Here is a 24,545-nt window from a genome sequence, read left to right as displayed (position 1 = left end):
CTTAGCGTAGGACAGGCGTCCGAGCGGACTGAAATAAAGTGATGGCGATATGACATCGCGTAAGCGCAGTCCATTGCTCTTGCGTATCGGCCGCGCGGGCTTTTTCTGTCAGACCCTGAAACGAAAAAGAAACGCTGAACGACAGGCGGCGGCTAATCCAGGCAGGCAGGGTGGATAATGCAGCCAGGTCCGCGTTTGCGGATCGGTTTTTCTACACCGCGAGGCAGCGACACTATGTGGTACACCGGTTTTCTCGACCTTTCCGCCTGGCAGGTGGTTGCGACCACTCTCATTCTTACCCATGTCACCATCGTTGCGGTCACCGTTTATCTGCATCGTTACTCCGCTCACCGCTCACTCGAACTGAATGCGGTGCTCAAGCATTTTTTCCGCTTCTGGTTGTGGCTGACCACGGCGATGAATACCCGCGAATGGACTGCTATCCATCGCAAGCATCACGCCAAATGCGAAACCCCGGATGATCCGCACAGCCCGGTGCAGAAGGGCCTGGGCACCGTATTGCGTCGCGGCGCCGAGTTGTACATGGAAGAGGCGAAGAATGAGGAGACCCTGCGGATTTACGGGAAGAATTGCCCGGACGATTGGATCGAGCGCAACCTGTATTCGCGCTTCCCCAACCTCGGCATCGTGCTGATGCTCGGCCTCGACCTGGCGCTGTTCGGCGTGATCGGACTGACCGTATGGGCCGTGCAGATGATCTGGATTCCGCTGTGGGCCGCGGGTGTCGTGAACGGGTTGGGGCATGCGGTGGGCTATCGCAATTTCGAATGCCGCGATGCCGCGACCAATCTGGTGCCCTGGGGCATCCTCATCGGTGGAGAGGAGCTGCACAACAACCATCACACCTACCCGAACTCGGCCAAGCTCTCGGTGCGCAAGTGGGAGTTCGACATGGGCTGGGCCTGGATCAAGCTCTTCAGTTTGTTCGGTCTGGCCAAGGTTAACCGCACCGCACCCATCGCCCACCGCGTTACGCCCAAGCATCAGCTGGACATGGACAGCGCCATGGCCATTCTCAACAACCGTTTCCAGATCATGGCGCAGTACCGCAAGCTGGTGATCAAGCCGCTGGTACAACTCGAACTGCAGCGCGCCGATGCCTCCGTGCGGCATCAGTTCCGCCGCGCCAAGCGGTTGCTTTCGCGTGAGCCGAGCCTGCTGCAGCATGATCAGCAGGTGCGTATCGAGGTGATTTTGGAACAAAGCCAGCCGCTGCGGGAAATCTATGAGCAGCGCCTGGCCCTGCAACAGATCTGGAGCCGCACCAGTGCCAACGGCCACGACATGCTGGCCGCGATCAAACAGTGGGTACAGGACGCCGAAGCCAGCGGTATCCAGTCCTTGCGTGAATTCGCGGGGCACCTGAGAACCTACTCGCTGAGACCGGCTGTCGTCCAAGCTTGACCTCTGATCGGCGCGACCTGTGACTGGCGCGCCGGCCGGAACTTTGCCTTCTTGCCACTCTCTCAACTGCATTCTGGTGTTATCGCGACAGTGACCCAGCGGGTCTCCGCCGGTGCCTGACGCCAATATTTGGAAGCAGGTATGAATCTGGTGAAGCAGCGAAGCGACACGGGTGTCGGGATTCTTCCGCCGACCGAGGCGCAAACTCTTTTGGCATTGATGCACGCGCGTGCCCAGGTCGAGCGCTTGAGCGAACGCGAGCAGTTGTTCAGCACCCTGATGAGCGGGGTCAATGCTGTGCTCTGGGCGTTCGACTGGCAGGCTCAGCAGATGATCTACGTCAGCCCTGCCTATGAGCAGATCTTCGGCCGCTCGGCCGCGTTATTGCTGTCCGATTTCGGCGAGTGGCGCAACAGCATCTACCCAGACGATCTGGATTACGCCCAGCAGAGCATGCTCGATGTACTCGACAAGGGCGCGGTCGAAGAGCGTGAGTACCGCATCATTCGCACCGATGGGCAGCTGCGCTGGCTCAGCGACAAATGCTTCATTGCGCGCAATGCAGACAGCACGCATGGACCGATCATCGTCGGGATCGCCGAAGACATCACTGAAAAGAAGCAACTTGAAGGCGAGCTGCAGCGTCTGGCTACGATCGACGTGCTGACGCAGAGCAGCAACCGGCGGTACTTCTTCGAATGCGCCCAGCGCGAGTTCGATCTTGCCCGGCAGTACGCCACGCCCCTGGCGTTCCAGCTACTGGATATAGATGATTTCAAGCGCATTAACGACACCCATGGCCATCAGATGGGCGATCAGGTGTTGCAGCGGGTCGCCCAGTGCGGTTCGTCGGTGCTGCGCCGCGGTGATCTGTTTGGCCGGATCGGCGGTGAGGAGTTTGCTTTGCTGCTTCCAGGCTGTCAGCCGGACCTGGCCGAGCAGATTGCCGAACGCTTGCAGCGAGAAATCCAGCGATTGGTCTTCACCAGCCCAGACGGGCAGCGTTTCGGCGTCACCATTAGCCTGGGCGTTACCTACCTCAGAGCCAGCGACCCCGATCTCAGCGCCATGTTCACCCGAGCCGATGCTGCCATGTACACCGCCAAACGCCTTGGTAAGAACCAGGTAATCGTCGGCTGAAGCGATTGCGCTGCAAAAAAAAACCGCTGCGTAGCCTAGGGCTGGCAGCGGTTTTTAGTTTCGCCGGAGTTCAGCCTTTGTGTGTCAGCGTCGCGATTGGCTGTTGCTGGGTGATGCAGTGGATGTTGCCGCCACCCAACAGGATTTCACGACCGGGCACCATGACCACCTGATGTTGCGGAAACAGCCTGGACAGGATGGTTTCGGCTTCGGCGTCCAGCGGATCATCAAAGGAGGGCGCGATGATGCCGCCATTGACGATCAGAAAGTTCACATAGCTGCCGGCCAGGCGAATCGACGGGTCGCGCGGCTGACTGCCAACCAGCGGAGCCACGCCAGCGCATTCCGCGTCCGTGGCATGCAGTGGCCCTGGAATCGGCATTTTGTGCACGATCAGCTGACGGCCCCAGGCGTCGGTCGCCGTCTTCAGCACTTGCATGGCGGCCTGACAGCGCTCGTAGTTGGGATTGTCGCGGTCGTCGGTCCAGGCCAGCAGCACTTCGCCTGGGCGAACGAAGCAGCAGAAGTTGTCCACGTGTCCGTCGGTTTCATCGTTGAACAGACCATGCGGCAGCCAGATCACCTTGTCGATGGCCAGGTAGTCGGCCAGCACCGCTTCGATGTCACCGCGTGACAGGTGCGGGTTGCGGTTGCGATTGAGCAGGCATTCTTCAGTGGTAATCAGCGTGCCTTCGCCGTCGACGTGAATCGAGCCGCCTTCCAGCACGAAACCTTCGGTGCGGTAGCGATCGCAGCGTTCGAGTTCGAGAATCTTCTGCGCCACCTCATCATCGCGCTGCCATTCGCTGTACAGCCCGCCGTCGAGGCCGCCCCAGGCGTTGAAAGTCCAGTCGACGCCGCGTAGCCCGCCCTTGCCATTGATCAGGAAGGTCGGTCCTGTATCGCGCACCCAGGCGTCGTCGGTGCTCATCTCCACCACGCGTATGCGCGGATCGTCCAGCTGCGCACGGGCGGCGAGGAAGTGCTGGGCTGTCGCGCAGACGGTGACCGGCTCGAAGCGAGCAATCGCTTTGGCGACCGCTGTAAAGGCCGCCTGCGCTGGCGTGGCCTGCTCGCGCCAGTTGTCCGGGCGCTGCGGCCAGACCATCCAGGTCTGACTGTGTGGCGCCCACTCGGCAGGCATGTGGAAATCGTCGGCACGCGGTGTCGTGGTCAGAGTGGTCATCGGTTTACCTAGGGGCGGCAATCTATCGTGGCCGGTTGCGAACGGCCGTTCATTAGCGGCGATATATCTGACCACGGCGGACGACGTTCAGCCGCAACGCGTGGTGCGACTGAACGCTTTGCCGATCAAAGGCCAGACTCAGGACTCCAGCGAGCCGTCCAGCGTTTTGATCGGGCTATACAGGTTTGGACGGCGATCACGGAACACGCCCCAGGCGCTGCGGATGTGCTCGAGTTTATCCAGATCAAACTGATGGACCAGCACGCCCTCGCTGGTTTCGTCCAACTCCTCGACCTTGGCGCCAAACTGGTCGGCAATGAAGGATGAGCCGTAGAAGGTAATGTCGTAGCCGTCCTGCTCTTCGCGGCCTATGCGGTTGCTGGCGATCAGCGGCATCAGGTTGGCGCCGGCATGGCCTTGTTGCACACGCTGCCAGTGATCGCGCGAGGTGATGCTCGAATCGTGCGGCTCGCTGCCAATTGCCGTCGGGTAGAACAGCAGCTCAGCACCCATCAGCGCCATGCTGCGCGCAGTTTCGGGGAACCACTGGTCCCAGCAGATGGCCACGCCGATCTTGGCGTAACGGGTATTCCAGACCTTGAAGCCGGTGTCCCCCGGGTTGAAGTAATACTTCTCGTGGTAACCAGGGCCGTCCGGGATATGGCTCTTGCGATAGACGCCCAACACCTTGCCGTCAGCATCGATGATGGCGATCGAGTTGAAGCGCGCACGTCCGGACAGCTCGAAGAAGCTCACCGGCAGCACCACTTGCAGCTCCGCCGCGACCTTTTGGAAATGCTGGACGGCCGGGTTGTCTTCAACCGAAGTGGCCAGCTGCAGGTATTCAGGATTCGGCTTCTGGCAGAAATACGGCGTCTCGAACAGCTCCTGAATCAGGATGACCTGTGCGCCCTTGGCTGCAGCCTCGCGGACCAGCTTCTCGGCATTGGCGATATTCGCTTCGCGATCCCAGGAACAGGCCATCTGGGTGGCGGCAACGGTGACGATACGGGACATGGAAAACCTCGCGGATGCTGGCGTAAGGGCGGCCCAGGTCGGGCATGGCGAAACTTATTCGATAGTTATCCGGAATAAAAGCACTTAATGCAGGTATGGCGCATAAATAATTGAATTAATCAGATTAATATCGGTTAAATCGATGCGGCGCGCTTCGGCAGGAATGCTGGCAGGTACAGCCCGAGGTACGCGTCGAATACCCGCATGCCTTCTTCGGCCATGCGTGGCGTGATGGCGCCATGCAGGTGCACCGAACGCGCATAGACCCGATCGCCAAGTTCCATTGCCAAGGCGAACACATCCACTTCGCTGGGCAGCACCGGCAGTTCGAAGTGCCGTTCAAAAAGGACCTGCATCAACCCGGCGAGTTCGATGTCGTGTTGACGGTCAGCCTGGGTGACTTCCGCCAGGCCATGCTGCGCCAGGATCAGCTGGCGAGCCGCAGCGTCGTCCTGATAGATGGCCAGCATGCGTTGCTCGATCAGCCGCGAGAGGTCATGCCAGCTCCTGAGAGCGTTGTGGTCCACTGGCTCCTGCAGGCTGGCACGGAAGGCTGCATGGATATCTGCAGTGAGCGCCTCGAGCAGGGCCGGCACGCTGGCAAAGAAGTGATACACCGAAGAGGGGGGTATTGCCGCCCGCTCAGCCACGCTGTAAATAGACAGCCCGCCGACGCCCTGTTCGGTCAGCAACGCGCGGGCGGCGGCGAGAATCTGCGCGATGCGCGCCTGACTGCTTGCGCGCGGTCGGCGCGCGGTTGTGGGTTTGCTATCGTCATGTTTGGTGGTCATGGCGGCCATTGGAAGCCATGGCGCAGTCTGATGCAATCACCTGTTTGGATGCCGCCGCGACGAGCGGTCCGGACTATTCGAAGCCGATTTGTCCGAGGGGTATCAGTCACGGCGCGTGAGCGATTCGCGCTGAGCGATGGTCACAGTATCGACAGGTATGCCGTGTGCGGCACTGATAATCAGCAGGGAGAACGTTTGCATTGACGTCCGAGTCGCCTTTGTCCGTTGCTGTGGATTGTGCTCAGGAGCCTATCCATATCCCGGGGACCATCCAGCCGCACGGGCTTTTGCTGGCGTGCACGCTGCCGGATTGGAACATCGCTCATGTGTCGGCGAACGTCGCGACCTTTCTGGCAGGCGCTGATCCGCAGGCGCTGCTGGGCCGACCATTGGATCATGTGCTGCCAATCGAAACCGTGCATTCGCTGCGTAACCAGCTGCAGACCGCCATGCTGTCCGGCACGGCCGAACGGCTGGATTGCCTTTCGCTCGACAACGGCGCTCAGCGCTATGACCTGACGGTGCACATGGTGGCTAGCCTCGCGGTGATCGAGGCCGCGCCCGCTGTGATGGGGGCTGGCGCTCATGGGGTGACCTTGTTGCGAGGACTTGCGGGCCGTCTGCGGCGGGCTACCACCGTGACGCGGCTGCTGACCCTCGCGGCGCAACAGGTGCGGGCCGTCACCGGCTATGACCGTGTGATGATCTATCGCTTTCTTCCCGATGAGTCGGGCGAGGTCGTGGCCGAAGCCGTCAGGCCTGGTACCGAGTCCTACCTGGGGCTGCGCTATCCGGCCACCGACATTCCGGCCCAGGCTCGTGCGTTGTATCGCCGCCAGCCACTGCGGCTGATTCCCGACATCGACTACGAACCGGTCCCTTTGCTTCCTACGCGCGGCCCCGACGGGCTGCCGCTGGACCTGAGCCTGGCCTCGCTGCGCAGCGTATCGCCGGTACACATACAGTACCTGCGCAATATGGACGTACGTGCAACCTTGACCGTGAGTCTGATGCGCGGCGATCACCTCTGGGGCTTGATCGCCTGCCATCATATGGAGCCGCATTACCTGAGTGGCGCGCTGTGCTCGGCCGCCGAGCTATTTGGGCAAATGCTGTCGTTACAGATTGACGTGCGCGAGCAGCAGCAGGAACAGCAGCGGGTCTCCGATGCCCAGCATGCGCACGATCAACTGCTGGCCGCCATGTCCCCTCGGGACACTGTCTTCGAGGACCTGAGCCGGTACTCCGACATGCTCAACAGTATGATCGGCTGCGACGGGATGGCCGTCTGGTCCAATGGCCAGCTTCGTGGCCAGGGCGTATTGCCGCCCGAGTCGGCGGTCACAGAGCTGATTGCGTACCTTGAGCAGAAGCCGGTCGATCAGATCTATGCCACGGCGTCGCTGAGTGAGCATTTTGCGCCGGCCGCCAGCTTTGCCGAAACGGCCAGTGGTGTGCTGGCGATCCCCATTTCCCGTATGGCGAAAGACTATTTGCTGTTCTTTCGCCGCGAGCTGATTCAGACGGTCACCTGGGGCGGCAATCCCGACAAGGCTGTCCAGCGCGATCCGAGTACCGGGCAGCTCCACCCAAGGAGCAGCTTCGCCGCTTGGTGCGAAACGGTGCGAGGCCACGCGAAGCCTTGGACGAGCGGTGAGCTGCGGGTCGCCGAAACGCTTCGTGTCGCGTTGCTGGAAGTCGTGCTGCGGCGCTCCGAGCTGATCGCCTCCGAGCGGCAGGTTGCGCAGGAAAGCCAGTCACTGCTTATCGCGGAACTCAACCACCGGGTTAAAAATGTGCTCAGCCTGGTACTCGCCACAACTCGTCAGAGTGCGCAACAGGCTACATCGGTAGAGTCTTTCACGGCCGAGCTTGAACGTCGCATCCGCGCATTGGCAACCGCGCACGATCAGATCAACGCGCCGACAGGAGGCTCGACCTACTTGCGCGCCTTGCTTGAGTCCGAAGCACGGGCCTGGCAAGGCCAGAATGACACTGACGGGCGCATCCAGCTCAATGGTCCCACCATCCTGCTCGATGTACGCAGCTATCAGACCCTCGCGTTGGTCTTTCATGAACTGATGACCAACGCGGCCAAGTACGGTGCGCTCAGTGTCGCGACTGGCGTGTTGACGGTCAGTTGGCGGATGGACGCTGAATATGGGTTGAGAATCGAGTGGAACGAGAGCGGCGGTCCTGAGGTGCAGGCTCCCACCCGGCGTGGTTTCGGCAGCATCGTCACGGAGCGAACCATTCCTTTTGAGCTGCAGGGCGAAGCGGGGGTGGAGTATCGCCCGGAAGGTCTCTTCGCCTGGTTCCGGGTGCCCCATGAGCACGTGTCGCCTGGCCCCGAGCCACTCCAGCGGCCTGTCGCCGAACAGCAACGCAACATCAGCTCTGTTGCCGGGCTGCGGCTGTTGCTGGTGGAGGACAGCATGATGATCGCCCTGGATGCCCAGGCCATGCTCGAGGAGGCCGGGGTGCAGGTGGAGATTGCCGGTTCGCTGGAGGACGCGCGGCGTGCCTTGCGGCTAGACACCTTCGATCTGGTGGTGCTGGACGTCAATTTGGCTGGTGAAACCAGTCTAGGTATGGCGCAGGAACTTGAAGCCGAACAGTATCCTTTCCTGTTCGCCACCGGGTATGGCGCCCGGACGGCGATTCCGGAGCGCTTTGATCAGGTGCCAGTGGTAACCAAGCCTTACAACCTCAGTGCACTGGGTTACGCCATCGGGCAGCTGCCCGGGATCGATAGGCGGCGTTCGTCTTTGCATTAGCGATCATGCTGATGGGCCCCGCATGCCGTGCGGGGCCGTCGTTCAGACCGTATGCAGGTACCAGTTGTACTCGAGGTCGGAGATCGAGTGCTCGAACTCCTCCAGCTCGCTCTCCTTGCAGGCCACGAAGATGTCGGTGTACTGCGGGCTGATGTAGCGCGCCATGATCTCGCTGTCGTCCAGCTCGCGCAGCGCATCACGCAGGTTGGAGGGCAGGCTTGGCTCGACCTGCTCGTAGGAGTTGCCCTCGATCGGTTCATCCGGCGCGATCTTGTTGGTCAGGCCGTGGTGAATACCGGCCAGAACGCTGGCGAGCAGCAGGTAGGGGTTGGCGTCGGCACCGGCGACGCGGTGCTCGATGCGCACGGCATCGGGGCTGTCAGTGGGGACGCGCAGCGCCACGGTGCGGTTGTCCAGGCCCCAGCAGGGCGCGTTCGGCACATAGAACTGGGCACCGAAGCGGCGATAAGAGTTCACGTTGGGACAGAGGAAGGCCATCGACGCCGCCATGGTCTGCTGGATGCCGCCAATGGCATGGCGCAGCGTTTCGCTTTCCAGCGGGTTGCCGGTGGCAAAAATATTGTTGCCGTTCTTGTCCAGCAGTGAGATATGCACGTGCAGACCGTTGCCGGCCTGGCCCGGGTAGGGCTTGGCCATAAAGGTCGTGTCCATCTCATGGTCGTAGGCGATGTTCTTGATCAGCCGTTTGAGCAACACCGCATAGTCGCAGGCCTTGATCGGATCGGCGACGTGATGGAGATTGACCTCGAACTGCGCCGGGGCGCTTTCCTTGACGATGGCATCGGCGGGAATGCCCTGTTCCTTCGCACCTTCGAGAACGTCCTGCAGGCAGTCGACGTATTCGTCCAGATCATCGATCAGGTAGACCTGGGTCGAATGCGGTCGCTTGCCCGAGATCGGTGAGCGTGGTGGTTGCGGGCGACCGTTTACGTTCTCCTGATCGATCAGGTAGAACTCCAGCTCAAATGCGGCGCAGATGGTCAGGCCCAGCTCATCGAACTTGCTCACGACCTGGCGCAGCACTTCCCGTGGATCGGCGAAGAATGGCGAGCCGTCACGCTCGTGCATGGTCATCAACAGCTGGGCGGTGGGGCGTTTCTGCCAAGGCTCGTTGCTGAGCGTGTTGGGAATGGGGAAACAGGTCCTGTCGGAGTCACCGATGTCCATCCCCAGGCCGGAGCTCTCCACAGTGATGCCATTGATGTCGAGGGCGAACAGCGAGGCCGGCAGATTGATGCCTTTTTCATACACCTTGTGCAGGCTGGCGCGCTCGATGCGCTTGCCCCGGACGACCCCGTTCATGTCTGCGATCAGCAGGTCGACGTACTGGACCTCCGGGTGTTCCTTTAGAAATGCGTTCGCTTCGTTGAGCTGAACGGCACGCGGCGGCGGAAGCATGATGAAGCACCTTAATTGTTAAAAATTTCAATCATCAAACAGCTTGTCTTGGAGTCAATCGAAAAGCCCTGTCGCTGTCAATAGCGCCTCGAAATGCCTCATCAAGGCCCACAGTGGGCGTTTTCGGGGCAGTCAGGGAGACAATCTCGAAACGCTGACATGGCTTTGCGAAGCGGTAACCCTCGGCTATTGTCTATAAAAACGAACAAGACTACTCTCCGACGAGCCCTATCTGGAAAGACGAGTATCCCATGCCTCGCGTGCCATTGATCGGCGTTTCCGCCTGTACCAGGCAGATCGGCCACCACAGTTTCCACATAGCCGGTGATAAGTACCTGCGCGCGGCGGCTGTAGCCGGCATGCCGTTGGTCATCCCAGCGCTCGGCGATCTGATCGACCCTGCTGCGCTATTGGATAGCGTAGACGGCCTGCTCTTTACCGGCTCGCCATCCAACGTCGAGCCGCACCATTACGGTGGCCCGGCCAGTGCCGAGGGCACCGACCATGATCCCTCTCGTGATCAACTGACGCTGCCGCTGATCCGTGCGGCGGTTGATACGGGTGTTCCGGTATTTGGTGTGTGCCGCGGGTTTCAGGAAATGAACGTGGCCTTCGGCGGCAGCCTCCACCAGAAGGTTCACGAGGTAGGGCCTTATGCCGACCACCGTGAGCGCGCCGAGGATCCCGTCGAGGTGCAGTATGGTCTAAGTCATCCGCTGCACGTGCAGCCGGGTGGTTTGCTGCAGCGTCTCGGATTGCCTGCTCAGATAGAGGTCAACTCGGTGCATGGCCAAGGTGTCGAGCGGCTCGGCGAGGGTTTGCGTATCGAGGCGTTGGCACCCGATGGGCTGATTGAGGCGTTTTCCGTCGAAGGTGCGCGCAGCTTCGCACTCGGCGTGCAGTGGCATCCGGAATGGAAGGTGCATGAGCATCCTTATTACCTGGCATTGTTCCAGGGCTTTGCCCGGGCATGCCAGGAACGCGCAGGACGGCGCTGAGCGCGGGCCGGCACGGCGCTCGTTTCATTAATTTCTGAGGTCGATATGTCCAGCAAGCTCGACCAGCTCACCGGCTGGCTGAAAGAACGCAAGATTACCGAGGTGGAATGCCTGATCAGTGACCTGACCGGCATCGCCCGCGGCAAGATCTCGCCCACCAACAAGTTCCTTGATGAAAAGGGCATGCGCCTGCCGGAGAGCGTGCTGCTGCAGACCGTGACCGGTGACTACGTCGAGGACGATATCTATTACGAGCTGCTCGATCCCGCCGACATCGACATGTTCTGCCGGCCCGACCCGGACGCCGTGTTTCTGGTGCCCTGGGCCATCGAGCCAACTGCGCAGGTCATCCACGACACCTACGACAAGATGGGCAATCCCATCGAGATCTCGCCGCGTAACATCCTCAAGCGCGTATTGAAGATGTATGCGGACAAGGGCTGGCAGCCCATTGTCGCGCCGGAGATGGAGTTCTACCTGACCAAGCGCTGCGAAGACCCGGACCTGCCGTTCCAGCCGCCGATCGGGCGCTCGGGCCGACAGGAAACGGGGCGACAGTCGTTCTCCATCGACGCCGCCAACGAGTTCGACCCGCTGTTCGAAGACATGTACGACTGGTGCGAGGCTCAAGGCCTGGATCTGGATACGTTGATCCACGAGGAAGGCACCGCGCAGATGGAAATCAACTTCCGTCACGGCGAGGCACTGCACCTGGCCGATCAGATTCTGGTGTTCAAGCGCACCATGCGCGAGGCAGCACTCAAGCACAACGTGGCGGCCACCTTCATGGCCAAGCCCATGACTGGCGAGCCGGGCAGCGCGATGCACCTGCACCAGAGCGTCGTGGATCTGGAAACCGGGCGCAACATCTTTTCCAACAGCGACGGCACCATGAGCCAGCTGTTCCTGCACCACGTCGGTGGCCTGCAGAAATACATTCCCGAGCTGTTGCCGCTGTTCGCGCCAAACGTCAACTCGTTCCGCCGCTTCCTGCCGGACACCTCGGCGCCGGTGAACGTCGAATGGGGCGAGGAAAATCGCACAGTTGGCTTGCGGGTGCCTGATTCCGATCCGCAGAACCGCCGCGTCGAGAACCGCCTGCCGGGCGCTGACGCCAACCCTTATCTCGCCATCGCCGCCAGCCTACTGTGCGGCTATATCGGCATGGTCGAAGAGTTGCCGCCGAGTCAGCCGGTCAAGGGCCGCGGCTATGAACGCCGCAATCTGCGCCTGCCCCTTACCCTTGAAGCGGCGCTGGAGCGCATGGAGACCTGCCGACCGCTGGAGAAGTACCTGAGCCCCAAGTTCATCACCGGCTACATCGCAGTCAAGCGCGCCGAGCAGGAGAACTACCACCGGGTCATCAGTTCCTGGGAGCGGGAATTCCTGATGCTCTCTGTGTAACGAACAGCCGTAGGGTGGATGAAGCTTCTTTCATCCGAGACCAAACAAACACTACCAAGAGGTGATTGATGAGCGATTCGCAAACCCTGCAATGGCAAGCCCTGAGCCGCGACCATCACCTGCCGCCGTTCACCGACTTCAAGGCGCTCAACGCCAAGGGCACGCGCATCATTACGCGGGGGGAGGGCGTCTACCTCTGGGACAGCGAAGGCCACAAGATCCTTGATGCAATGGCCGGCCTCTGGTGCGTCAATCTTGGCTATGGCCGTGAAGAGTTGGTCGAGGCGGCCAGCCGGCAGATGCGCGAGCTCCCTTATTACAACCTGTTTTTCCAGACCGCTCACCCGCCGGCGCTGGCACTGGCCAAGGCCATCGCCGAGATCGCGCCGGAAGGCATGAACCATGTGTTCTTCACCGGCTCCGGCTCGGAAGCCAACGACACCGTGCTGCGCATGGTGCGTCACTACTGGGCTATCAAAGGGCAGCCACAGAAGAAAGTGGTGATCGGTCGCTGGAACGGCTACCACGGCTCAACCATCGCCGGCGCCAGCCTGGGTGGCATGAAGGCCATGCACGAGCAGGGCGACGGGCCGATTCCGGGCATCGAGCACATCGACCAGCCCTACTGGTTCGGTGAGGGAGGTGACCTTGACCCGGACGAATTTGGCGTTCGCGTGGCGCAGCAGCTTGAGCAAAAGATTCTGGAGGTCGGCGAAGACAAAGTCGCCGCTTTTATCGCCGAGCCGATCCAGGGCGCCGGCGGCGTGATCATTCCGCCGGACAGCTACTGGCCGAAGATCCGTGAAATCCTCGCCCGCTACGACATCCTGTTTATTGCTGACGAAGTTATCTGCGGCTTTGGCCGTACCGGCGAATGGTTCGGCAGCGACTACTACGGCAATGCGCCTGACCTGATGCCAATCGCTAAGGGCCTGACGTCCGGTTATCTGCCCATGGGCGGCGTGGTGGTGCGCGACGAAGTGGTGCACACCCTTAACGAAGGCGGCGAGTTCTACCACGGCTTCACCTATTCCGGGCATCCGGTGGCGGCCGCGGTAGCGCTGGAAAACATCCGCATCCTACGCGAGGAAAAGATCGTCGAGCGGGTGAAAAGCAAGACGGCACCCTATTTGCAGTCCCGCTGGCGTGAGCTGGTCGAGCATCCGCTGGTGGGTGAGGCTCGAGGCGTCGGAATGCTTGGCGCGCTGGAGCTGGTGAAAAACAAGAAGACCCGTGAGCGTTTCGCTGACCCAGGCGTGGGCATGCTCTGTCGTGAGCACTGCTTCCGTAACGGTCTTGTGATGCGCGCTGTGGGGGACACCATGATCATTTCCCCACCGTTGGTGATCAATGAGGAACAGCTCGACGAGCTGATCGGCAAGGTCCGGCTGTGCCTGGACGCGACGTTGAAGGATGCGCGGGGTTGAGAACTGGCGCCGACAGGATGCTTCCGGCGCCAATTAGCGACTTGGAACGCGTCCGCGCGGAGCGCAGGCAAGCTGTTGAAAAACAGTCAGCGACCTTGCCAGACTGCGCGCGTGCTTTGGCCTGACTTACCGAGGGTGTGTCGATGCCGGCACACCATGAGCTGCCCACAGCCCAACAGATGACTACAACAGGAGCTGCACGGATGAAAACCTTTGCCAAGACCCTACTTGCAATGACGCTGGCTGGCGCGGTCGCCAGCGCCGCCCAGGCCGAAGACAAGGTGCTGCACGTATTCAACTGGTCCGACTACATTGCCGAAGACACCTTGGACAACTTCACCAAGGAAACCGGCATCAAGGTCGTCTACGACGTATTCGACAGCAATGAAGTGCTGGAAGCCAAACTGCTCGCCGGCAGCTCCGGCTATGACGTAGTCGTACCGTCCAACCCCTTCCTGGCGAAGCAGATCAAGGCCGGGGTGTTCCAGAAGCTCGACAAGAGCAAGCTGCCAAACTGGGAAAACCTCGACAAGGATCTGCTAAAAGCGCTCCAGCCGAGCGACCCGGACAATCTGTACGCGGTGCCGTACATGTGGGGCACCATCGGCATCGGCTACAACCCTGAGAAGGTCAAGGCTGCGCTGGGCGAAGACGCTCCGGTCGATTCCTGGGACCTGGTGTTCAAGCCGGAAAACATGGAAAAGCTGAAATCCTGTGGCGTTTCCTTCCTCGATTCGCCCACCGAAATCCTTCCCGCTGCGCTGCATTACCTGGGCTACAAACCTGACACCACCAACAAGGACGAGCTGAAGAAGGCTGAAGAGCTGTTCATGCAGATCCGTCCGAACGTGGCCTATTTCCATTCCTCGAAGTACATCTCCGATTTGGCCAACGGTAACGTTTGCGTTGCCATCGGTTACTCCGGTGACATCTACCAGGCCAAGGCGCGTGCCGAAGAGGCCGGCAACGAGGTTCAGGTCAAGTACAACATTCCCAAGGAAGGCGCAGGCACCTTCTTCGACATGCTGGCGATCCCGGCTGATGCGAACAATGTCGACGAGGCTCATGTCTTCCTCAACTACCTGATGAAGCCTGAGGTGATGGCTAACATCACCAACTATGTGCAGTTCCCTAATGGCAACGCTGCCGCCACGCCGCTGGTGGATGAAGCGATTCGTACCGACCCGGGTGTCTACCCGAGCCAGGCTGTGCTGCAGAAGCTCTACACATTCCCGGACCTCGATCCGAAGACCCAGCGCACCATGACGCGCAGCTGGACCAAGATCAAATCCGGCCGTTGATTCACCCGTCTCGCCAGGCCTCCTCGTGGGCCTGCGCGAGCTTCAGAAACCCTTTTAGGGGCGAAGTACCGACCCGCAACCCTGGCTTGCGATTCGGCTGCGGTGCCTCCGACGGGCATGACCGTCTCGTCTGTTACGCCTTGCCAGTTGATTTTTAGAGGTTTTTCCAATAAACAGCCCGCCTTTCGCCCACTGATCGCGCGGTCTGCACCAAGAGGACACTCTCATGCGCTCGACATTGAAGTCGCTTCTTATAGCCGCTGCGGTCAGCGGTGCTGCATCCGCTCAGGCTGCCACGGTGCATATCTACAACTGGTCCGATTACATCGGCGAAACAACACTGGAAGAATTCGAAGAAAAGACGGGCATCAAGCCTGTCTATGACGTGTTCGATTCAAATGAGACCCTTGAGGGCAAACTGCTCGCTGGCCGGACTGGCTATGACGTGGTGGTGCCTTCGAACCACTTCCTCGGCAAGCAGATTCGCGCTGGCGCTTTCCAGAAACTGGACAAGAGCAAGCTGCCCAATTGGGAACACCTGGACCCCGCGCTGCTCAAGCAGCTCGAAAAGAACGATCCGGGCAATGCCTATGCGGCGCCCTATCTCTGGGGCACCAATGGCATTGGCTACAACGTAGAAAAGGTCACGGCTGCGCTGGGCATCGAGAAGGTCGATTCCTGGGCGGTACTGTTCGAGCCGGAGAACGCCAAGAAGTTGGCCGGCTGCGGCATTGCCTTGCTCGACTCGCCTGATGAAATGATCCCGGCAATGCTCAACTATCTGGGCCTGGACCCCAACAGCACCGACCCCGACGATTACGCCAAGGCTGAAGCGAAACTGCTCGAAATACGCCCCTATGTCCGCTATTTCCATTCATCCAAGTACATTTCGGACCTGGCCAACGGCAACATCTGCATCGCCGCAGGTTTCTCCGGGGATATCTTCCAGGCGGCGGCGCGCGCCGATGAAGCCGGCAAGGGCATCGACATCGCCTATACGATTCCTAAAGAGGGCGGCAATCTCTGGTTCGACATGCTGGCCATTCCGGTCGATGCGCAAAATGTCGAGGAAGCCCATGCCTTTATCAACTATCTGCTCGAGCCCGAGGTGATCGCGTCGGTCAGCGATTACGTTGGCTACGCCAACCCCAATCTCAAGGCGGGCGAGCTGATGGACCAGGAGGTGCGTAACGATCCGTCTGTCTATCCCCCACAAGCGGTGCTGGATCGTCTGTACGTCTCCGCCGAGCTGCCACAGAAGATCATTCGCCTGATGACCCGTACCTGGACCAAGGTCAAGTCCGGTCAATAGTCTCACCGGGTAAGGCGGGAGTCGCTGCTGGTCTTCCGTCCTGCCCTTGCAACATGTCGTTTCCCGGCGCCGTCCGGGCCCATCATTCCAATCGGGAGTTCGCGCATGGCCGTTGCCTCCAGCGCCTACAAAAAGGCCCTCACCGGTGAGAGCCAGAACAAGCAGGTGCTGCTGAAGATCGACCGCGTCACCAAGAAGTTCGACGAAACGGTGGCGGTCGATGATGTCTCATTGAGCATTCACCAAGGCGAAATCTTTGCCCTGCTTGGCGGGTCCGGCTCGGGCAAGTCCACCTTGCTGCGCATGCTGGCCGGTTTCGAGCGGCCCACCGAAGGGCGGATATTTCTCGATGGCCAGGACATCACGGACATGCCGCCTTACGAGCGGCCGATCAACATGATGTTCCAGTCATACGCGCTATTTCCGCACATGACCGTGGCGCAGAACATCGCTTTCGGTCTGAAGCAGGATGGGCTGTCGAAGGACGAAGTGCAGACCCGCGTCGACGAGATGCTCACCCTGGTGCAGATGAGCCAGTACGCCAAACGCAAGCCGCACCAGCTCTCGGGCGGTCAGCGTCAGCGTGTGGCGCTGGCCCGCTCGCTGGCCAAGCGGCCAAAGCTGCTGTTGCTGGACGAACCCATGGGCGCGCTGGACAAGAAGCTGCGCTCGCAGATGCAGCTGGAACTGGTACAGATCATCGAGCGTGTCGGCGTGACCTGCGTGATGGTCACCCACGACCAGGAAGAGGCCATGACCATGGCCGAGCGCATCGCCATCATGCATCTGGGTTGGATCGCCCAGGTCGGCAGCCCGATGGACATTTATGAAACGCCAGCGAGCCGCCTGGTGTGCGAGTTCATCGGCAACGTCAATCTGTTCGACGGTGAGCTGATCGAAGACTTGGAAGACCATGCCGTGATCGCCTGTCCTGGCCTGGACAATCCGATCTACGTCGGCCACGGCATCAGCACCCGTGCTCAGGACAAGCAGATCACTTACGCCATACGGCCGGAAAAGCTGCTGATCGGCACCGAGCTGCCTGACCTGCAGCGACCCGGTTATAACTGGGCCAAGGGCGTCGTCTACGACATCGCCTATCTGGGCGGCCACTCGGTCTATTACATCCAGCTGCCGTCCGGCGGCATCCTGCAGGCGTTCATGGCCAACGCCGAGCGACATGTAAAACTGCCGACCTGGGAGGAACAGGTGTTCGTCTACTGGTGGGACGACAGCGGCGTGGTGTTGCAGGCATGAGCCGCTCACGCCTGAACCCTGGTCGTCGACTGGTCATCGGCGTTCCCTTCCTCTGGTTGGCGCTGTTTTTCCTGCTGCCGTTCGTGATCGTGCTGAAAATCAGCTTCGCCGAAGCCGATGTGGCGATACCGCCCTATACGGAGGTTTTTGCCTACGCCGAGCAGCAGTTGCAGATCATCATCAACCTGGGAAACTACGTCTTCCTCAGCGAGGACGATCTGTACTGGGCGGCTTACGCCGGTTCGCTGCGCATCGCCTTTTTCAGTACGCTGATTTGCCTGCTGGTCGGCTATCCGATGGCTTATGCCATCGCTCGGGCACGCAAGGACCTGCAGACCGTGCTGCTGCTGCTGATCATGATGCCGACCTGGACGGCGATCCTGATTCGCGTCTACGCCTGGATGGGCATCCTCAGCAGCAACGGCATTCTCAACGGCCTGCTGCAGGGCCTGGGCCTGATCGATGAACCGCTGCGCATCCTCAACACCGACCTCGCCGTCTACATCGGCGTGGTGTATTCCTACCTGCCGTTCATGATCCTGCCGCTCTATGCCAACCTGGTGAAACACGACCTCAGCCTGCTGGAGGCCGCGTCCGACCTGGGCGCGCGCAACCTGACCAGTTTCTGGAAGATCACCGTGCCCCTGTCCAAGAACGGCATCATCGCTGGCTGCATGCTGGTATTCATTCCGGTGGTGGGCGAGTTCGTCATCCCTGAGCTGCTCGGCGGACCGGAGACGCTTATGATCGGCAAGGTGCTGTGGCAGGAGTTCTTCAATAACCGCGACTGGCCGGTAGCGTCTGCACTGGCGGTGGTGATGCTGGCGATCCTCTTGGTGCCGATCATTCTGTTCAACAGGAACCAGACCAAGGAACTGGAGGGCAAGCTATGAAGCGTTACAGCTTTTCCAACCTGATCCTGATACTCGGGTTGTTGTTCATCTACCTGCCGATGGTGCTGTTGGTCATCTATTCCTTCAACGCGTCACGGCTGGTGACGGTGTGGGGTGGCTGGTCGCTGAAGTGGTACGCCGGGTTGCTGGACAACACCCAACTGATGGGTGCAGTCATGCGATCGTTGGAGATCGCGTTCTACACCGCTATTGCCGCAGTGGCGCTGGGCACCATGGCTGCCTTCGTGCTGACGCGGATTCCCAACTTCCGGGGCCGCACCGTGTTTGGCGGTCTGGTCACGGCGCCGCTGGTGATGCCCGAGGTGATCACCGGTTTGTCCTTGCTGCTGTTGTTTGTGGCCATGGCGCAGCTGGTCGGCTGGCCTGCACAGCGCGGCATCGTCACCATCTGGATCGCCCACACCACCTTCTGCTCGGCTTATGTCGCGGTGGTGGTGATGGCGCGTCTGCGCGAGCTGGATCAGTCCATCGAGGAAGCGGCAATGGATCTGGGCGCGCGCCCCTGGAAGGTGTTCTTCCTGATCACCATGCCGATGATTGCGCCGTCTCTGGCGGCTGGCGGCATGCTGTCCTTTGCCCTGTCGCTGGACGATCTGGTTCTGGCCAGCTTCGTCTCCGGTCCAGGCGCAACGACGCTGCCAATGGAGATTTTCTCGGCGGTGCGCTTGGGCGTGAAACCCGAGATCAACGCCGTCGCCAGCCTGATCCTGCTGGTGGTGTCGCTGGCAACCTTCATTGCCTGGTACATCGGCCGTCGCGCCGAGAAGCGCCGCGTGCGTGCGATGCGCCAAGCAATGGACGAAACCGACACCAGCCCGACCTGGCGTCAGGTGATCGACAGTCGCAAGGTGATGACGCCGCCCTCGGCGCACAGCTGAGCGGCGTTGCTGGCAGTCAGCGGTTAACCGCTGACTGCTGGTTCGCTGCAGTTTCAATGGCGGGCGCGGGCCCCCAGTCACAGAAACAACCCACCGCGAGTGAGTGCGTCACCCTGACCTGGCGGCCAGCCAGTACCGCTTCGAGGATTGGCTCGATGAAACTGTTGTCGGAGCTGCACACGGCCCCTTCGCTGTAGGGGCCAATGTAGATCAGCCGTCCACCGCCATCCCAGATCCCGACTGCCGGACTGGCGGGCAGACTGCTGGATCCCGGCAGGTCCGTGAGCGGCTGCAGGCCGGCCAGCTGATCAGGCAGATGACCTTGGCTGCCCGGCTTTTGCAACGCATAAAAGCTCACGCCCCGCCCACCGAAGCGCTGCACCAGCTCGGCCAGGTGTTGCTGATTGCCGGCGTTGCAGGGGCACGCAGGATCCCAGAAGTGCACCACCCGAACCGGCCCAGCACCGCTCAGCGAATCGGGCAATGCCAGCTGGTCGCCGGAGAACAGCTCGGCCCGCTCGGTCTCGAAGGGTCGCAGGTAGCGTGCCTCGAACCACCAGAAGGCGGCCAGCATGGCGCCACCCCAGAGCAGGGCAACGAGTGCCGCGATCAGATACTTGTTGCGTACGGACATGACGGAGCTCTTGGATGGATGCGCCAGCTTGCCACGTCGCGCTGCAGAGCTGAATATCCCGCTTACCGCTAGCAAGAAAACCGCTCATGCCTTCGCGAATCAATCCCGACGCGCTCCGCGCGCAATTAAGCCCGCTTCGTCCCGCCGCCGAGCTGACCGCCGATGCACGTTTCTACCAGGCCTACTACGGGCTGGATCTGCCTCACCACAGCAGTATCCAGCGGCGCCTGGGGCGCTTTCAGGTGCACGGCTATGACGTTGTGGCTCAGGCCTGGTACCCCGAACAGTCGGTGGCGACGTTGCTGGTGCTGCACGGTTACTACGACCACATGGGCTTGTACCGGCACGTGGTGGATTGGGGGTTGCGCATGGGCTTCGCTGTGCTCGCCTGCGACCTGCCGGGTCATGGGCTGTCCAGCGGGCCACGCGCCAGCATCAATGAATTCGAGGAATACCAGGCGGTGCTGCAAGGCCTGCTGCACGAAGCTGCTGCGATGGAGCTGCCGCAACCCTGGCATCTGCTGGGCCAGAGTACGGGCGCGGCCATCGTGCTGGATTACCTGCTCTGCCAGCCGGTGCACCCTGCGCTGGGACAGAGCATTCTGCTGGCGCCCTTGGTGCGGCCGCGGGCCTGGGGATGGTCACGTTTCAGCTATGAGGTGATGCGGCGCTTCGTCAAACAGATTCCGCGGCGCTTTAGTGAAAACTCGGGCGATCCGGCGTTTCTCCAGTTCATCCAGTCCAACGATCCCCTGCAGCCGAATATCCTGCCGACCGCCTGGGTGGGCGCACTGTCACGCTGGATTCAGCGTATCGAAGCGGCGCCCGCTAGCCCGCACAGTCCACTGATCGTGCAGGGGGAGGCCGATATGACGGTCGACTGGCAACACAACCTGCCGGTCCTGCAGGAAAAATTCGCCGCCCCGGAAATTCTTCGGCTGCCGGCGGCACGGCATCACCTGGTCAACGAACAGGAAGCCCTGCGCCGTGAATATTTCGGTTTTCTCAGCGAGCGCTTGAAATAGCTTGGCGCGCCCGCTGAGGAGCCGCTTAAGCCTGAGTTTCGTTGCCGCTCAAGCCGACTGCTAGCCCGGCTCGCAGGGCTTGCAGCGCTGCGCTGTAGTAGCGCTGACCGACTTCCGACTGGGCGAATTGGACGAACTCCTCCAGTTCGGCGTCGGAGAGGTCTCGATAGATGTACAGCAGCGTGTTGTCGAGATCGCTCTCCACCTGCTGTTGCAGGCGCTCGCGTTGGCTGTCCAGCAGCCCCTGCGCCTGGCCACCGCCGAGCAGGCCCGGAATCATCTGGCTGAGGCTGTCCGCCGCGACGCCGGCCAAGGCCAGGCTGACCTCCGCACCGGCTTCGGCGGCGGGTATCGCCTGAGCCAGATGGCGGATCAGCAGCTGCCGGTTGCTGCCGGCGTCGATGCGCGGAATGTCGTTTTCATAGCGAGCCAACTGCTCGCGGCGACCGGCCAAGGTCTCGGCGGCCACCACCTTGTGGCCTAGCGGCGACTGGAAAAAATCCAGCGCGGGTTGCGGATCATCGAGGTTATCACGCAGCGCCTGCTTGGCCCGCTGATCGATGGCGTTGACCGCGAAGCGGCGGTTGCTGTTGGTTACCAGCGCCTGGTAAACCGCCGGCGGCAGGGTGTTCTTGTAACGTTGTTGGGCGGCAGTCAGGGCATCGCTGAAATTGGCGCGTTGTTCGGTCCAGCCGGCGGTTTCGTACAGCTCGTCGTAGGTGTCGGCGAGGGTGCTGCAGCTGAAGGCAAGTAATACACAAGCGATTAAAGCGCGCATGGAAGCTCCTGTTGGCGGGCAGATTATTTTCAGCGCCCTGACGGCTGCTGTCGAGGCGCGAAAGCGCTGCTGCTAGACTCCGAAACAATCCTTTCGGAGTCTCTTCCTTGCAGTTCGATCCCATCATTGACGACCTCGCCGAGCATGGCTGGGCGCTACGTCATTCGTTCCTGTCAGACGATCTGACCCTCGGTTTGGCAGCGGAGTGCCGCAAGCGTGAGGCACAAGGCGACCTGGCCCCGGCGGGAATCGGCCGCGGCGACGCGCTGACCATTCGCGAAGGCATCCGTGGCGACCAGATTCAATGGCTCGAGCCAGGCCAGTCGCCCTTATGTGACCGCTATCTGGAGTTGATGGATGGACTTCGACAGCGCATGAACCAGACGCTGTTTCTCGGCCTGGAAGAGTTTGAATGCCATTTCGCCCTGTATCCGCCGGGAGCCTTCTATCAGACCCATCTGGATCGCTTCCGCGATGATGACAGCCGCTGCGTCACCGCCGTGGTCTATCTCAACCCGGACTGGCAACCGGCTGATGGTGGAGAGCTGCGCATGCATTTCGCTGACGGTTCTCGGCGCGACATCCCGCCGCTTGCGGGCGATTTGCTGGTTTTCCTGTCGGGTGACTTCCCTCACGAAGTCTTGGTTACCCATACCGACCGCCTTTCGTTGACGGGGTGGTTTCGCCGGCGTCCTGCGGATGTGCTCGCGCTGTAACGCAGGCAAAAAAAAAGCCCGGCGAGAGCCGGGCTAAAGGGAACGGTTTGATCGACGAGCGTTACATGCCAAGCAAGTTTGGCAGCGCCAGCGAGATCGACGGCACGTAGGTGATGATCATCAGGAAGCTCAGCAGCAACGCGAGCCACGGCATCACGGCACGGATCACCTGAGTCACTGGCATGCCCGTAACTGCCGAGGCGACGAACAGGTTCAGCCCCACCGGTGGCGTGATCAGGCCGATTTCCATGTTCACCACCATGATGATGCCCAGGTGAATCGGGTCGATGCCCAGTTCGATGGCGATCGGGAACAGGATCGGTGCCAGGATCAGGATGATGGCTGACGGCTCCATGAAGGCACCGGCGATCAGCAGGACGATGTTCACTACAAGCAAGAACATCCAGGGCTGCAGGCCGGCCTCGAGCACCATGGCAGTGATCTGCTGCGGGATCTGTTCAGTCGTCAGTACGTGCGCAAACAGCATGGCGTTGGCGATGATGAACATCAGCATGATCGACAGCTTGCCCGACTCCAGCAGCACCTTCGGGCAGTCGCGCAGCGTCAGGTCCTTGTAGACGAACAGCGCTACGAACGCCGAGTACACCGCCGCCACCGCAGCCGCTTCGGTCGGGGTGAACATGCCCGAGTAGATGCCGCCGAGGATGATCACCATCAGCAGCAGGCCCCAGACCGCCTTGCGTGCGGCTGAAAGCCACTCGCGGAAGGTGGCTCGCGGCAGCGCAGGCAGGTTCTTTTTCACGGCAATGATGTAGATCGCCACCATCAACCCAAGGCCCAGCAGCAGGCCCGGCACCACACCGGCCATGAACAGCTTGCCCACGGAGGTTTCAGTCGCGGCGGCGTAGACCACCATGACGATCGACGGCGGGATCAGGATGCCCAGCGTACCGGCGTTACAGACGATGCCGGCGCCGAAGGCCTGCGGGTAGCCGGAACGCACCATGCCAGCGATGGCGATCGAGCCGACCGCCGCGACCGTCGCCGGCGAAGAACCGGACAGCGCAGCGAACAGCATGCAGGCCAGAACCGCCGCGATAGCCAGGCCACCGCGGATGTGGCCGACGCTGGCGTTGGCAAAATCGATGAGTCGTTTGGCGACGCCACCGGTGGTCATGAACGCGCCGGCCAGCAGGAAGAACGGGATCGCCAGCAGGGTGTAGTGCTCGGACGTTTCGAACAGCTTGATCGCCAGCGAGGTGACCGAATCCGGGCTGAACAGCAGGATGGTCAGCGAACCGGCCAGGCCGAGGGAAACGGCCACCGGCACGCCGATGAACATCAGCGCGAAGAGCGCGACAAAGAGGAACAGGATAGTCATTTACTTCGGCTCCTCTGCACCCAGTTTCGCAGCTTCGGCGGCTTCGTCAGCCAGGCCGAGGCCGGTTTGCTCGTTGCGCAAGATGCGCACGAAGATTTCGGCGAAACGGATGAACACCATGGCGAATCCGATCGGCACGATCATGCCAATGTGCCATTGCTTGACCCCGAAATGACCGAGGTCTTCGGCGCCGATGTCTGCGGTGAACAGCGCCGAGATCCAATTGAAGCTGGCAAAGGCCAGCAGGCCTGCATAGCCGAGGCAGAACAGGCAGGCAACAAAGCCGATGTAACGCTGGATGTGACGCGGCGCCAGCTTGACCAGCGCATCGATGCCGATGTGGCCAGCGGTACGCACACCGTATGCCAGGCCTGAGAAGATCAGCCAGGCAAACAGCGCTTTGGTCAGTGCCGTGCTCCAGGTCATTTCTTGCGCCAGACCGATGGTGAAATCACCCATGGCGAAGAACAGATCGCTGGCACCCTCGTAACGATCGCCGAGGCTGTAGAACACGGTGTAGAGGTTGTTCAAGACCACATAAACGAAGGTCACCAAGGTCATGGCGGCCAGAAGGAAGGCGATAAACGCTTCTTCGAAGTGGTCCCAGACGCGCCAGAGGGCGTTCATGGATGACATCTCCTGATGGATTGCATTATTTCGGTGGGCGTACAGAACGTGCGCCATGGGCCGGTCGGGTGACCGGGTGACAGAACAATGAAAAACTCTTGTTTTACAGGCCTCTGGTTCGGGATCACCGCGCCGTTGATATTGCCTGACTGGGTTGTCTTTTCACTGGTCTGTCGA

21 protein-coding genes are annotated in these 24,545 nt (G+C 60.9%); 13 read left to right on the top strand and 8 right to left on the bottom strand.

The features are described from left to right. Nucleotides 1–234: 234 nt before the first annotated feature. Together desA and AAGW23_RS02885 are read left to right on the top strand one after the other, a co-directional pair. The gene (gene desA / locus AAGW23_RS02890) at nucleotides 235–1,425 is read left to right on the top strand and encodes a delta-9 fatty acid desaturase DesA (protein WP_342404851.1); all 1,191 of its coding nucleotides are present in this window, start codon (nucleotides 235–237) and stop codon (nucleotides 1,423–1,425) included. Nucleotides 1,426–1,566: 141 nt separating this feature from the next. After that, complete coding sequence (locus AAGW23_RS02885; RefSeq protein ID WP_342404850.1) at nucleotides 1,567–2,565, top strand: sensor domain-containing diguanylate cyclase; 999 nt, start codon at nucleotides 1,567–1,569, stop codon at nucleotides 2,563–2,565. A gap of 70 nt (nucleotides 2,566–2,635) precedes the next feature. Here the strand turns inward: AAGW23_RS02885 and aguA are convergent, their stop codons facing one another. The 3 genes from aguA to AAGW23_RS02870 all read right to left on the bottom strand — a co-directional run bounded on the left by aguA (nucleotide 2,636) and on the right by AAGW23_RS02870 (nucleotide 5,559). Continuing rightward, complete coding sequence (gene aguA / locus AAGW23_RS02880; RefSeq protein WP_200640153.1) at nucleotides 2,636–3,751, bottom strand: agmatine deiminase; 1,116 nt, start codon at nucleotides 3,749–3,751, stop codon at nucleotides 2,636–2,638. Nucleotides 3,752–3,889: 138 nt separating this feature from the next. After that, nucleotides 3,890–4,768: an N-carbamoylputrescine amidase gene (aguB, locus tag AAGW23_RS02875; protein WP_342404849.1), complete on the bottom strand. Its 879-nt coding sequence runs from the start codon at nucleotides 4,766–4,768 to the stop codon at nucleotides 3,890–3,892. A gap of 134 nt (nucleotides 4,769–4,902) precedes the next feature. Further along, on the bottom strand, nucleotides 4,903–5,559 hold the full coding sequence (locus tag AAGW23_RS02870; RefSeq protein ID WP_342404847.1) for a TetR/AcrR family transcriptional regulator: 657 nt from the start codon (nucleotides 5,557–5,559) through the stop codon (nucleotides 4,903–4,905). Nucleotides 5,560–5,777: 218 nt separating this feature from the next. Between AAGW23_RS02870 and AAGW23_RS02865 the strand changes: the two genes are divergently transcribed. Then, nucleotides 5,778–8,336 carry an HWE histidine kinase domain-containing protein gene (locus tag AAGW23_RS02865; protein WP_342404846.1) on the top strand — a complete coding sequence of 853 codons (2,559 nt, stop codon included), beginning with the start codon at nucleotides 5,778–5,780 and terminating at the stop codon, nucleotides 8,334–8,336. 42 nt (nucleotides 8,337–8,378) lie between these two features. Here AAGW23_RS02865 and AAGW23_RS02860 read toward each other — a convergent pair whose 3' ends face one another. Continuing rightward, nucleotides 8,379–9,755, bottom strand: coding sequence for a glutamine synthetase family protein (locus AAGW23_RS02860; RefSeq protein WP_102836442.1), 1,377 nt, complete (start codon nucleotides 9,753–9,755; stop codon nucleotides 8,379–8,381). A 251-nt stretch (nucleotides 9,756–10,006) separates the two neighbouring features. On the opposite strand from AAGW23_RS02860, the gene AAGW23_RS02855 reads away from it, so the two are divergent. The 8 genes from AAGW23_RS02855 (at nucleotide 10,007) to AAGW23_RS02820 (ending at nucleotide 19,246) form a co-directional block, all read left to right on the top strand. Further along, the gene (locus AAGW23_RS02855; protein ID WP_342404845.1) at nucleotides 10,007–10,753 is read left to right on the top strand and encodes a gamma-glutamyl-gamma-aminobutyrate hydrolase family protein; all 747 of its coding nucleotides are present in this window, start codon (nucleotides 10,007–10,009) and stop codon (nucleotides 10,751–10,753) included. A gap of 45 nt (nucleotides 10,754–10,798) precedes the next feature. After that, complete coding sequence (locus tag AAGW23_RS02850; protein WP_102836444.1) at nucleotides 10,799–12,157, top strand: glutamine synthetase family protein; 1,359 nt, start codon at nucleotides 10,799–10,801, stop codon at nucleotides 12,155–12,157. A gap of 68 nt (nucleotides 12,158–12,225) precedes the next feature. Next, a complete protein-coding gene (locus AAGW23_RS02845) occupies nucleotides 12,226–13,584 on the top strand; it encodes an aspartate aminotransferase family protein (RefSeq protein WP_342404844.1) in 1,359 nt (452 codons plus the stop codon). Nucleotides 13,585–13,787: 203 nt separating this feature from the next. Then, on the top strand, nucleotides 13,788–14,885 hold the full coding sequence (locus AAGW23_RS02840; RefSeq protein ID WP_342404843.1) for a polyamine ABC transporter substrate-binding protein: 1,098 nt from the start codon (nucleotides 13,788–13,790) through the stop codon (nucleotides 14,883–14,885). Nucleotides 14,886–15,111: 226 nt separating this feature from the next. Next, nucleotides 15,112–16,197: a polyamine ABC transporter substrate-binding protein gene (locus tag AAGW23_RS02835; RefSeq protein WP_342404842.1), complete on the top strand. Its 1,086-nt coding sequence runs from the start codon at nucleotides 15,112–15,114 to the stop codon at nucleotides 16,195–16,197. 105 nt (nucleotides 16,198–16,302) lie between these two features. Next, nucleotides 16,303–17,454 carry a polyamine ABC transporter ATP-binding protein gene (potA, locus tag AAGW23_RS02830; RefSeq protein ID WP_342404841.1) on the top strand — a complete coding sequence of 384 codons (1,152 nt, stop codon included), beginning with the start codon at nucleotides 16,303–16,305 and terminating at the stop codon, nucleotides 17,452–17,454. Beyond that, nucleotides 17,451–18,347 carry an ABC transporter permease subunit gene (locus tag AAGW23_RS02825; protein WP_019340812.1) on the top strand — a complete coding sequence of 299 codons (897 nt, stop codon included), beginning with the start codon at nucleotides 17,451–17,453 and terminating at the stop codon, nucleotides 18,345–18,347. Before potA ends, AAGW23_RS02825 begins: the two co-directional genes overlap by 4 nt. Continuing rightward, nucleotides 18,344–19,246 carry an ABC transporter permease subunit gene (locus AAGW23_RS02820; protein ID WP_342404840.1) on the top strand — a complete coding sequence of 301 codons (903 nt, stop codon included), beginning with the start codon at nucleotides 18,344–18,346 and terminating at the stop codon, nucleotides 19,244–19,246. The genes AAGW23_RS02825 and AAGW23_RS02820 overlap by 4 nt, the downstream gene beginning before the upstream one ends. A 16-nt stretch (nucleotides 19,247–19,262) precedes the next feature. Here the strand turns inward: AAGW23_RS02820 and AAGW23_RS02815 are convergent, their stop codons facing one another. Further along, the gene (locus AAGW23_RS02815) at nucleotides 19,263–19,880 is read right to left on the bottom strand and encodes a DUF6436 domain-containing protein (RefSeq protein ID WP_342404838.1); all 618 of its coding nucleotides are present in this window, start codon (nucleotides 19,878–19,880) and stop codon (nucleotides 19,263–19,265) included. Nucleotides 19,881–19,966: 86 nt separating this feature from the next. Here AAGW23_RS02815 and AAGW23_RS02810 point away from each other — a divergent pair, with 86 nt between their 5' ends. After that, nucleotides 19,967–20,905, top strand: coding sequence for an alpha/beta hydrolase (locus AAGW23_RS02810; RefSeq protein WP_342404837.1), 939 nt, complete (start codon nucleotides 19,967–19,969; stop codon nucleotides 20,903–20,905). 25 nt (nucleotides 20,906–20,930) lie between these two features. Here AAGW23_RS02810 and AAGW23_RS02805 read toward each other — a convergent pair whose 3' ends face one another. Continuing rightward, nucleotides 20,931–21,683: a hypothetical protein gene (locus AAGW23_RS02805; RefSeq protein WP_342404836.1), complete on the bottom strand. Its 753-nt coding sequence runs from the start codon at nucleotides 21,681–21,683 to the stop codon at nucleotides 20,931–20,933. A gap of 107 nt (nucleotides 21,684–21,790) precedes the next feature. Here AAGW23_RS02805 and AAGW23_RS02800 point away from each other — a divergent pair, with 107 nt between their 5' ends. Next, a complete protein-coding gene (locus AAGW23_RS02800) occupies nucleotides 21,791–22,399 on the top strand; it encodes a 2OG-Fe(II) oxygenase (protein ID WP_342404835.1) in 609 nt (202 codons plus the stop codon). 61 nt (nucleotides 22,400–22,460) lie between these two features. Here the strand turns inward: AAGW23_RS02800 and dctM are convergent, their stop codons facing one another. Then, entirely contained in the window at nucleotides 22,461–23,741 is a 1,281-nt protein-coding gene (gene dctM / locus AAGW23_RS02795; protein WP_342404834.1) for a C4-dicarboxylate TRAP transporter large permease protein DctM, read from the bottom strand. Continuing rightward, the gene (locus tag AAGW23_RS02790) at nucleotides 23,742–24,368 is read right to left on the bottom strand and encodes a TRAP transporter small permease (protein ID WP_200640145.1); all 627 of its coding nucleotides are present in this window, start codon (nucleotides 24,366–24,368) and stop codon (nucleotides 23,742–23,744) included. Nucleotides 24,369–24,545 lie beyond the last annotated feature (177 nt).

Source organism: Stutzerimonas chloritidismutans (genome assembly GCF_038562055.1).
Taxonomy (GTDB): domain Bacteria; phylum Pseudomonadota; class Gammaproteobacteria; order Pseudomonadales; family Pseudomonadaceae; genus Stutzerimonas; species Stutzerimonas chloritidismutans_A.
The sequence above is the reverse complement of the archived record's forward strand: the minus strand, read 5'-3'. Positions and strand labels throughout refer to the sequence as shown.

What these genes read in the sequence shown, in the direction of transcription:
- desA (WP_342404851.1), top strand. Translation starts at nt 235, where the DNA reads ATGTGGTACACCGGTTTTCTCGACCTTTCCGCCTGGCAGGTGGTTGCG.
- AAGW23_RS02885 (WP_342404850.1), top strand. Translation starts at nt 1,567, where the DNA reads ATGAATCTGGTGAAGCAGCGAAGCGACACGGGTGTCGGGATTCTTCCG.
- aguA (WP_200640153.1), bottom strand. Translation starts at nt 3,751, where the DNA reads ATGACCACTCTGACCACGACACCGCGTGCCGACGATTTCCACATGCCT.
- aguB (WP_342404849.1), bottom strand. Translation starts at nt 4,768, where the DNA reads ATGTCCCGTATCGTCACCGTTGCCGCCACCCAGATGGCCTGTTCCTGG.
- AAGW23_RS02870 (WP_342404847.1), bottom strand. Translation starts at nt 5,559, where the DNA reads ATGACCACCAAACATGACGATAGCAAACCCACAACCGCGCGCCGACCG.
- AAGW23_RS02860 (WP_102836442.1), bottom strand. Translation starts at nt 9,755, where the DNA reads ATGCTTCCGCCGCCGCGTGCCGTTCAGCTCAACGAAGCGAACGCATTT.
- AAGW23_RS02855 (WP_342404845.1), top strand. Translation starts at nt 10,007, where the DNA reads ATGCCTCGCGTGCCATTGATCGGCGTTTCCGCCTGTACCAGGCAGATC.
- AAGW23_RS02850 (WP_102836444.1), top strand. Translation starts at nt 10,799, where the DNA reads ATGTCCAGCAAGCTCGACCAGCTCACCGGCTGGCTGAAAGAACGCAAG.
- AAGW23_RS02845 (WP_342404844.1), top strand. Translation starts at nt 12,226, where the DNA reads ATGAGCGATTCGCAAACCCTGCAATGGCAAGCCCTGAGCCGCGACCAT.
- AAGW23_RS02840 (WP_342404843.1), top strand. Translation starts at nt 13,788, where the DNA reads ATGAAAACCTTTGCCAAGACCCTACTTGCAATGACGCTGGCTGGCGCG.
- AAGW23_RS02835 (WP_342404842.1), top strand. Translation starts at nt 15,112, where the DNA reads ATGCGCTCGACATTGAAGTCGCTTCTTATAGCCGCTGCGGTCAGCGGT.
- potA (WP_342404841.1), top strand. Translation starts at nt 16,303, where the DNA reads ATGGCCGTTGCCTCCAGCGCCTACAAAAAGGCCCTCACCGGTGAGAGC.
- AAGW23_RS02825 (WP_019340812.1), top strand. Translation starts at nt 17,451, where the DNA reads ATGAGCCGCTCACGCCTGAACCCTGGTCGTCGACTGGTCATCGGCGTT.
- AAGW23_RS02820 (WP_342404840.1), top strand. Translation starts at nt 18,344, where the DNA reads ATGAAGCGTTACAGCTTTTCCAACCTGATCCTGATACTCGGGTTGTTG.
- AAGW23_RS02815 (WP_342404838.1), bottom strand. Translation starts at nt 19,880, where the DNA reads ATGTCCGTACGCAACAAGTATCTGATCGCGGCACTCGTTGCCCTGCTC.
- AAGW23_RS02810 (WP_342404837.1), top strand. Translation starts at nt 19,967, where the DNA reads ATGCCTTCGCGAATCAATCCCGACGCGCTCCGCGCGCAATTAAGCCCG.
- AAGW23_RS02805 (WP_342404836.1), bottom strand. Translation starts at nt 21,683, where the DNA reads ATGCGCGCTTTAATCGCTTGTGTATTACTTGCCTTCAGCTGCAGCACC.
- dctM (WP_342404834.1), bottom strand. Translation starts at nt 23,741, where the DNA reads ATGACTATCCTGTTCCTCTTTGTCGCGCTCTTCGCGCTGATGTTCATC.
- AAGW23_RS02790 (WP_200640145.1), bottom strand. Translation starts at nt 24,368, where the DNA reads ATGAACGCCCTCTGGCGCGTCTGGGACCACTTCGAAGAAGCGTTTATC.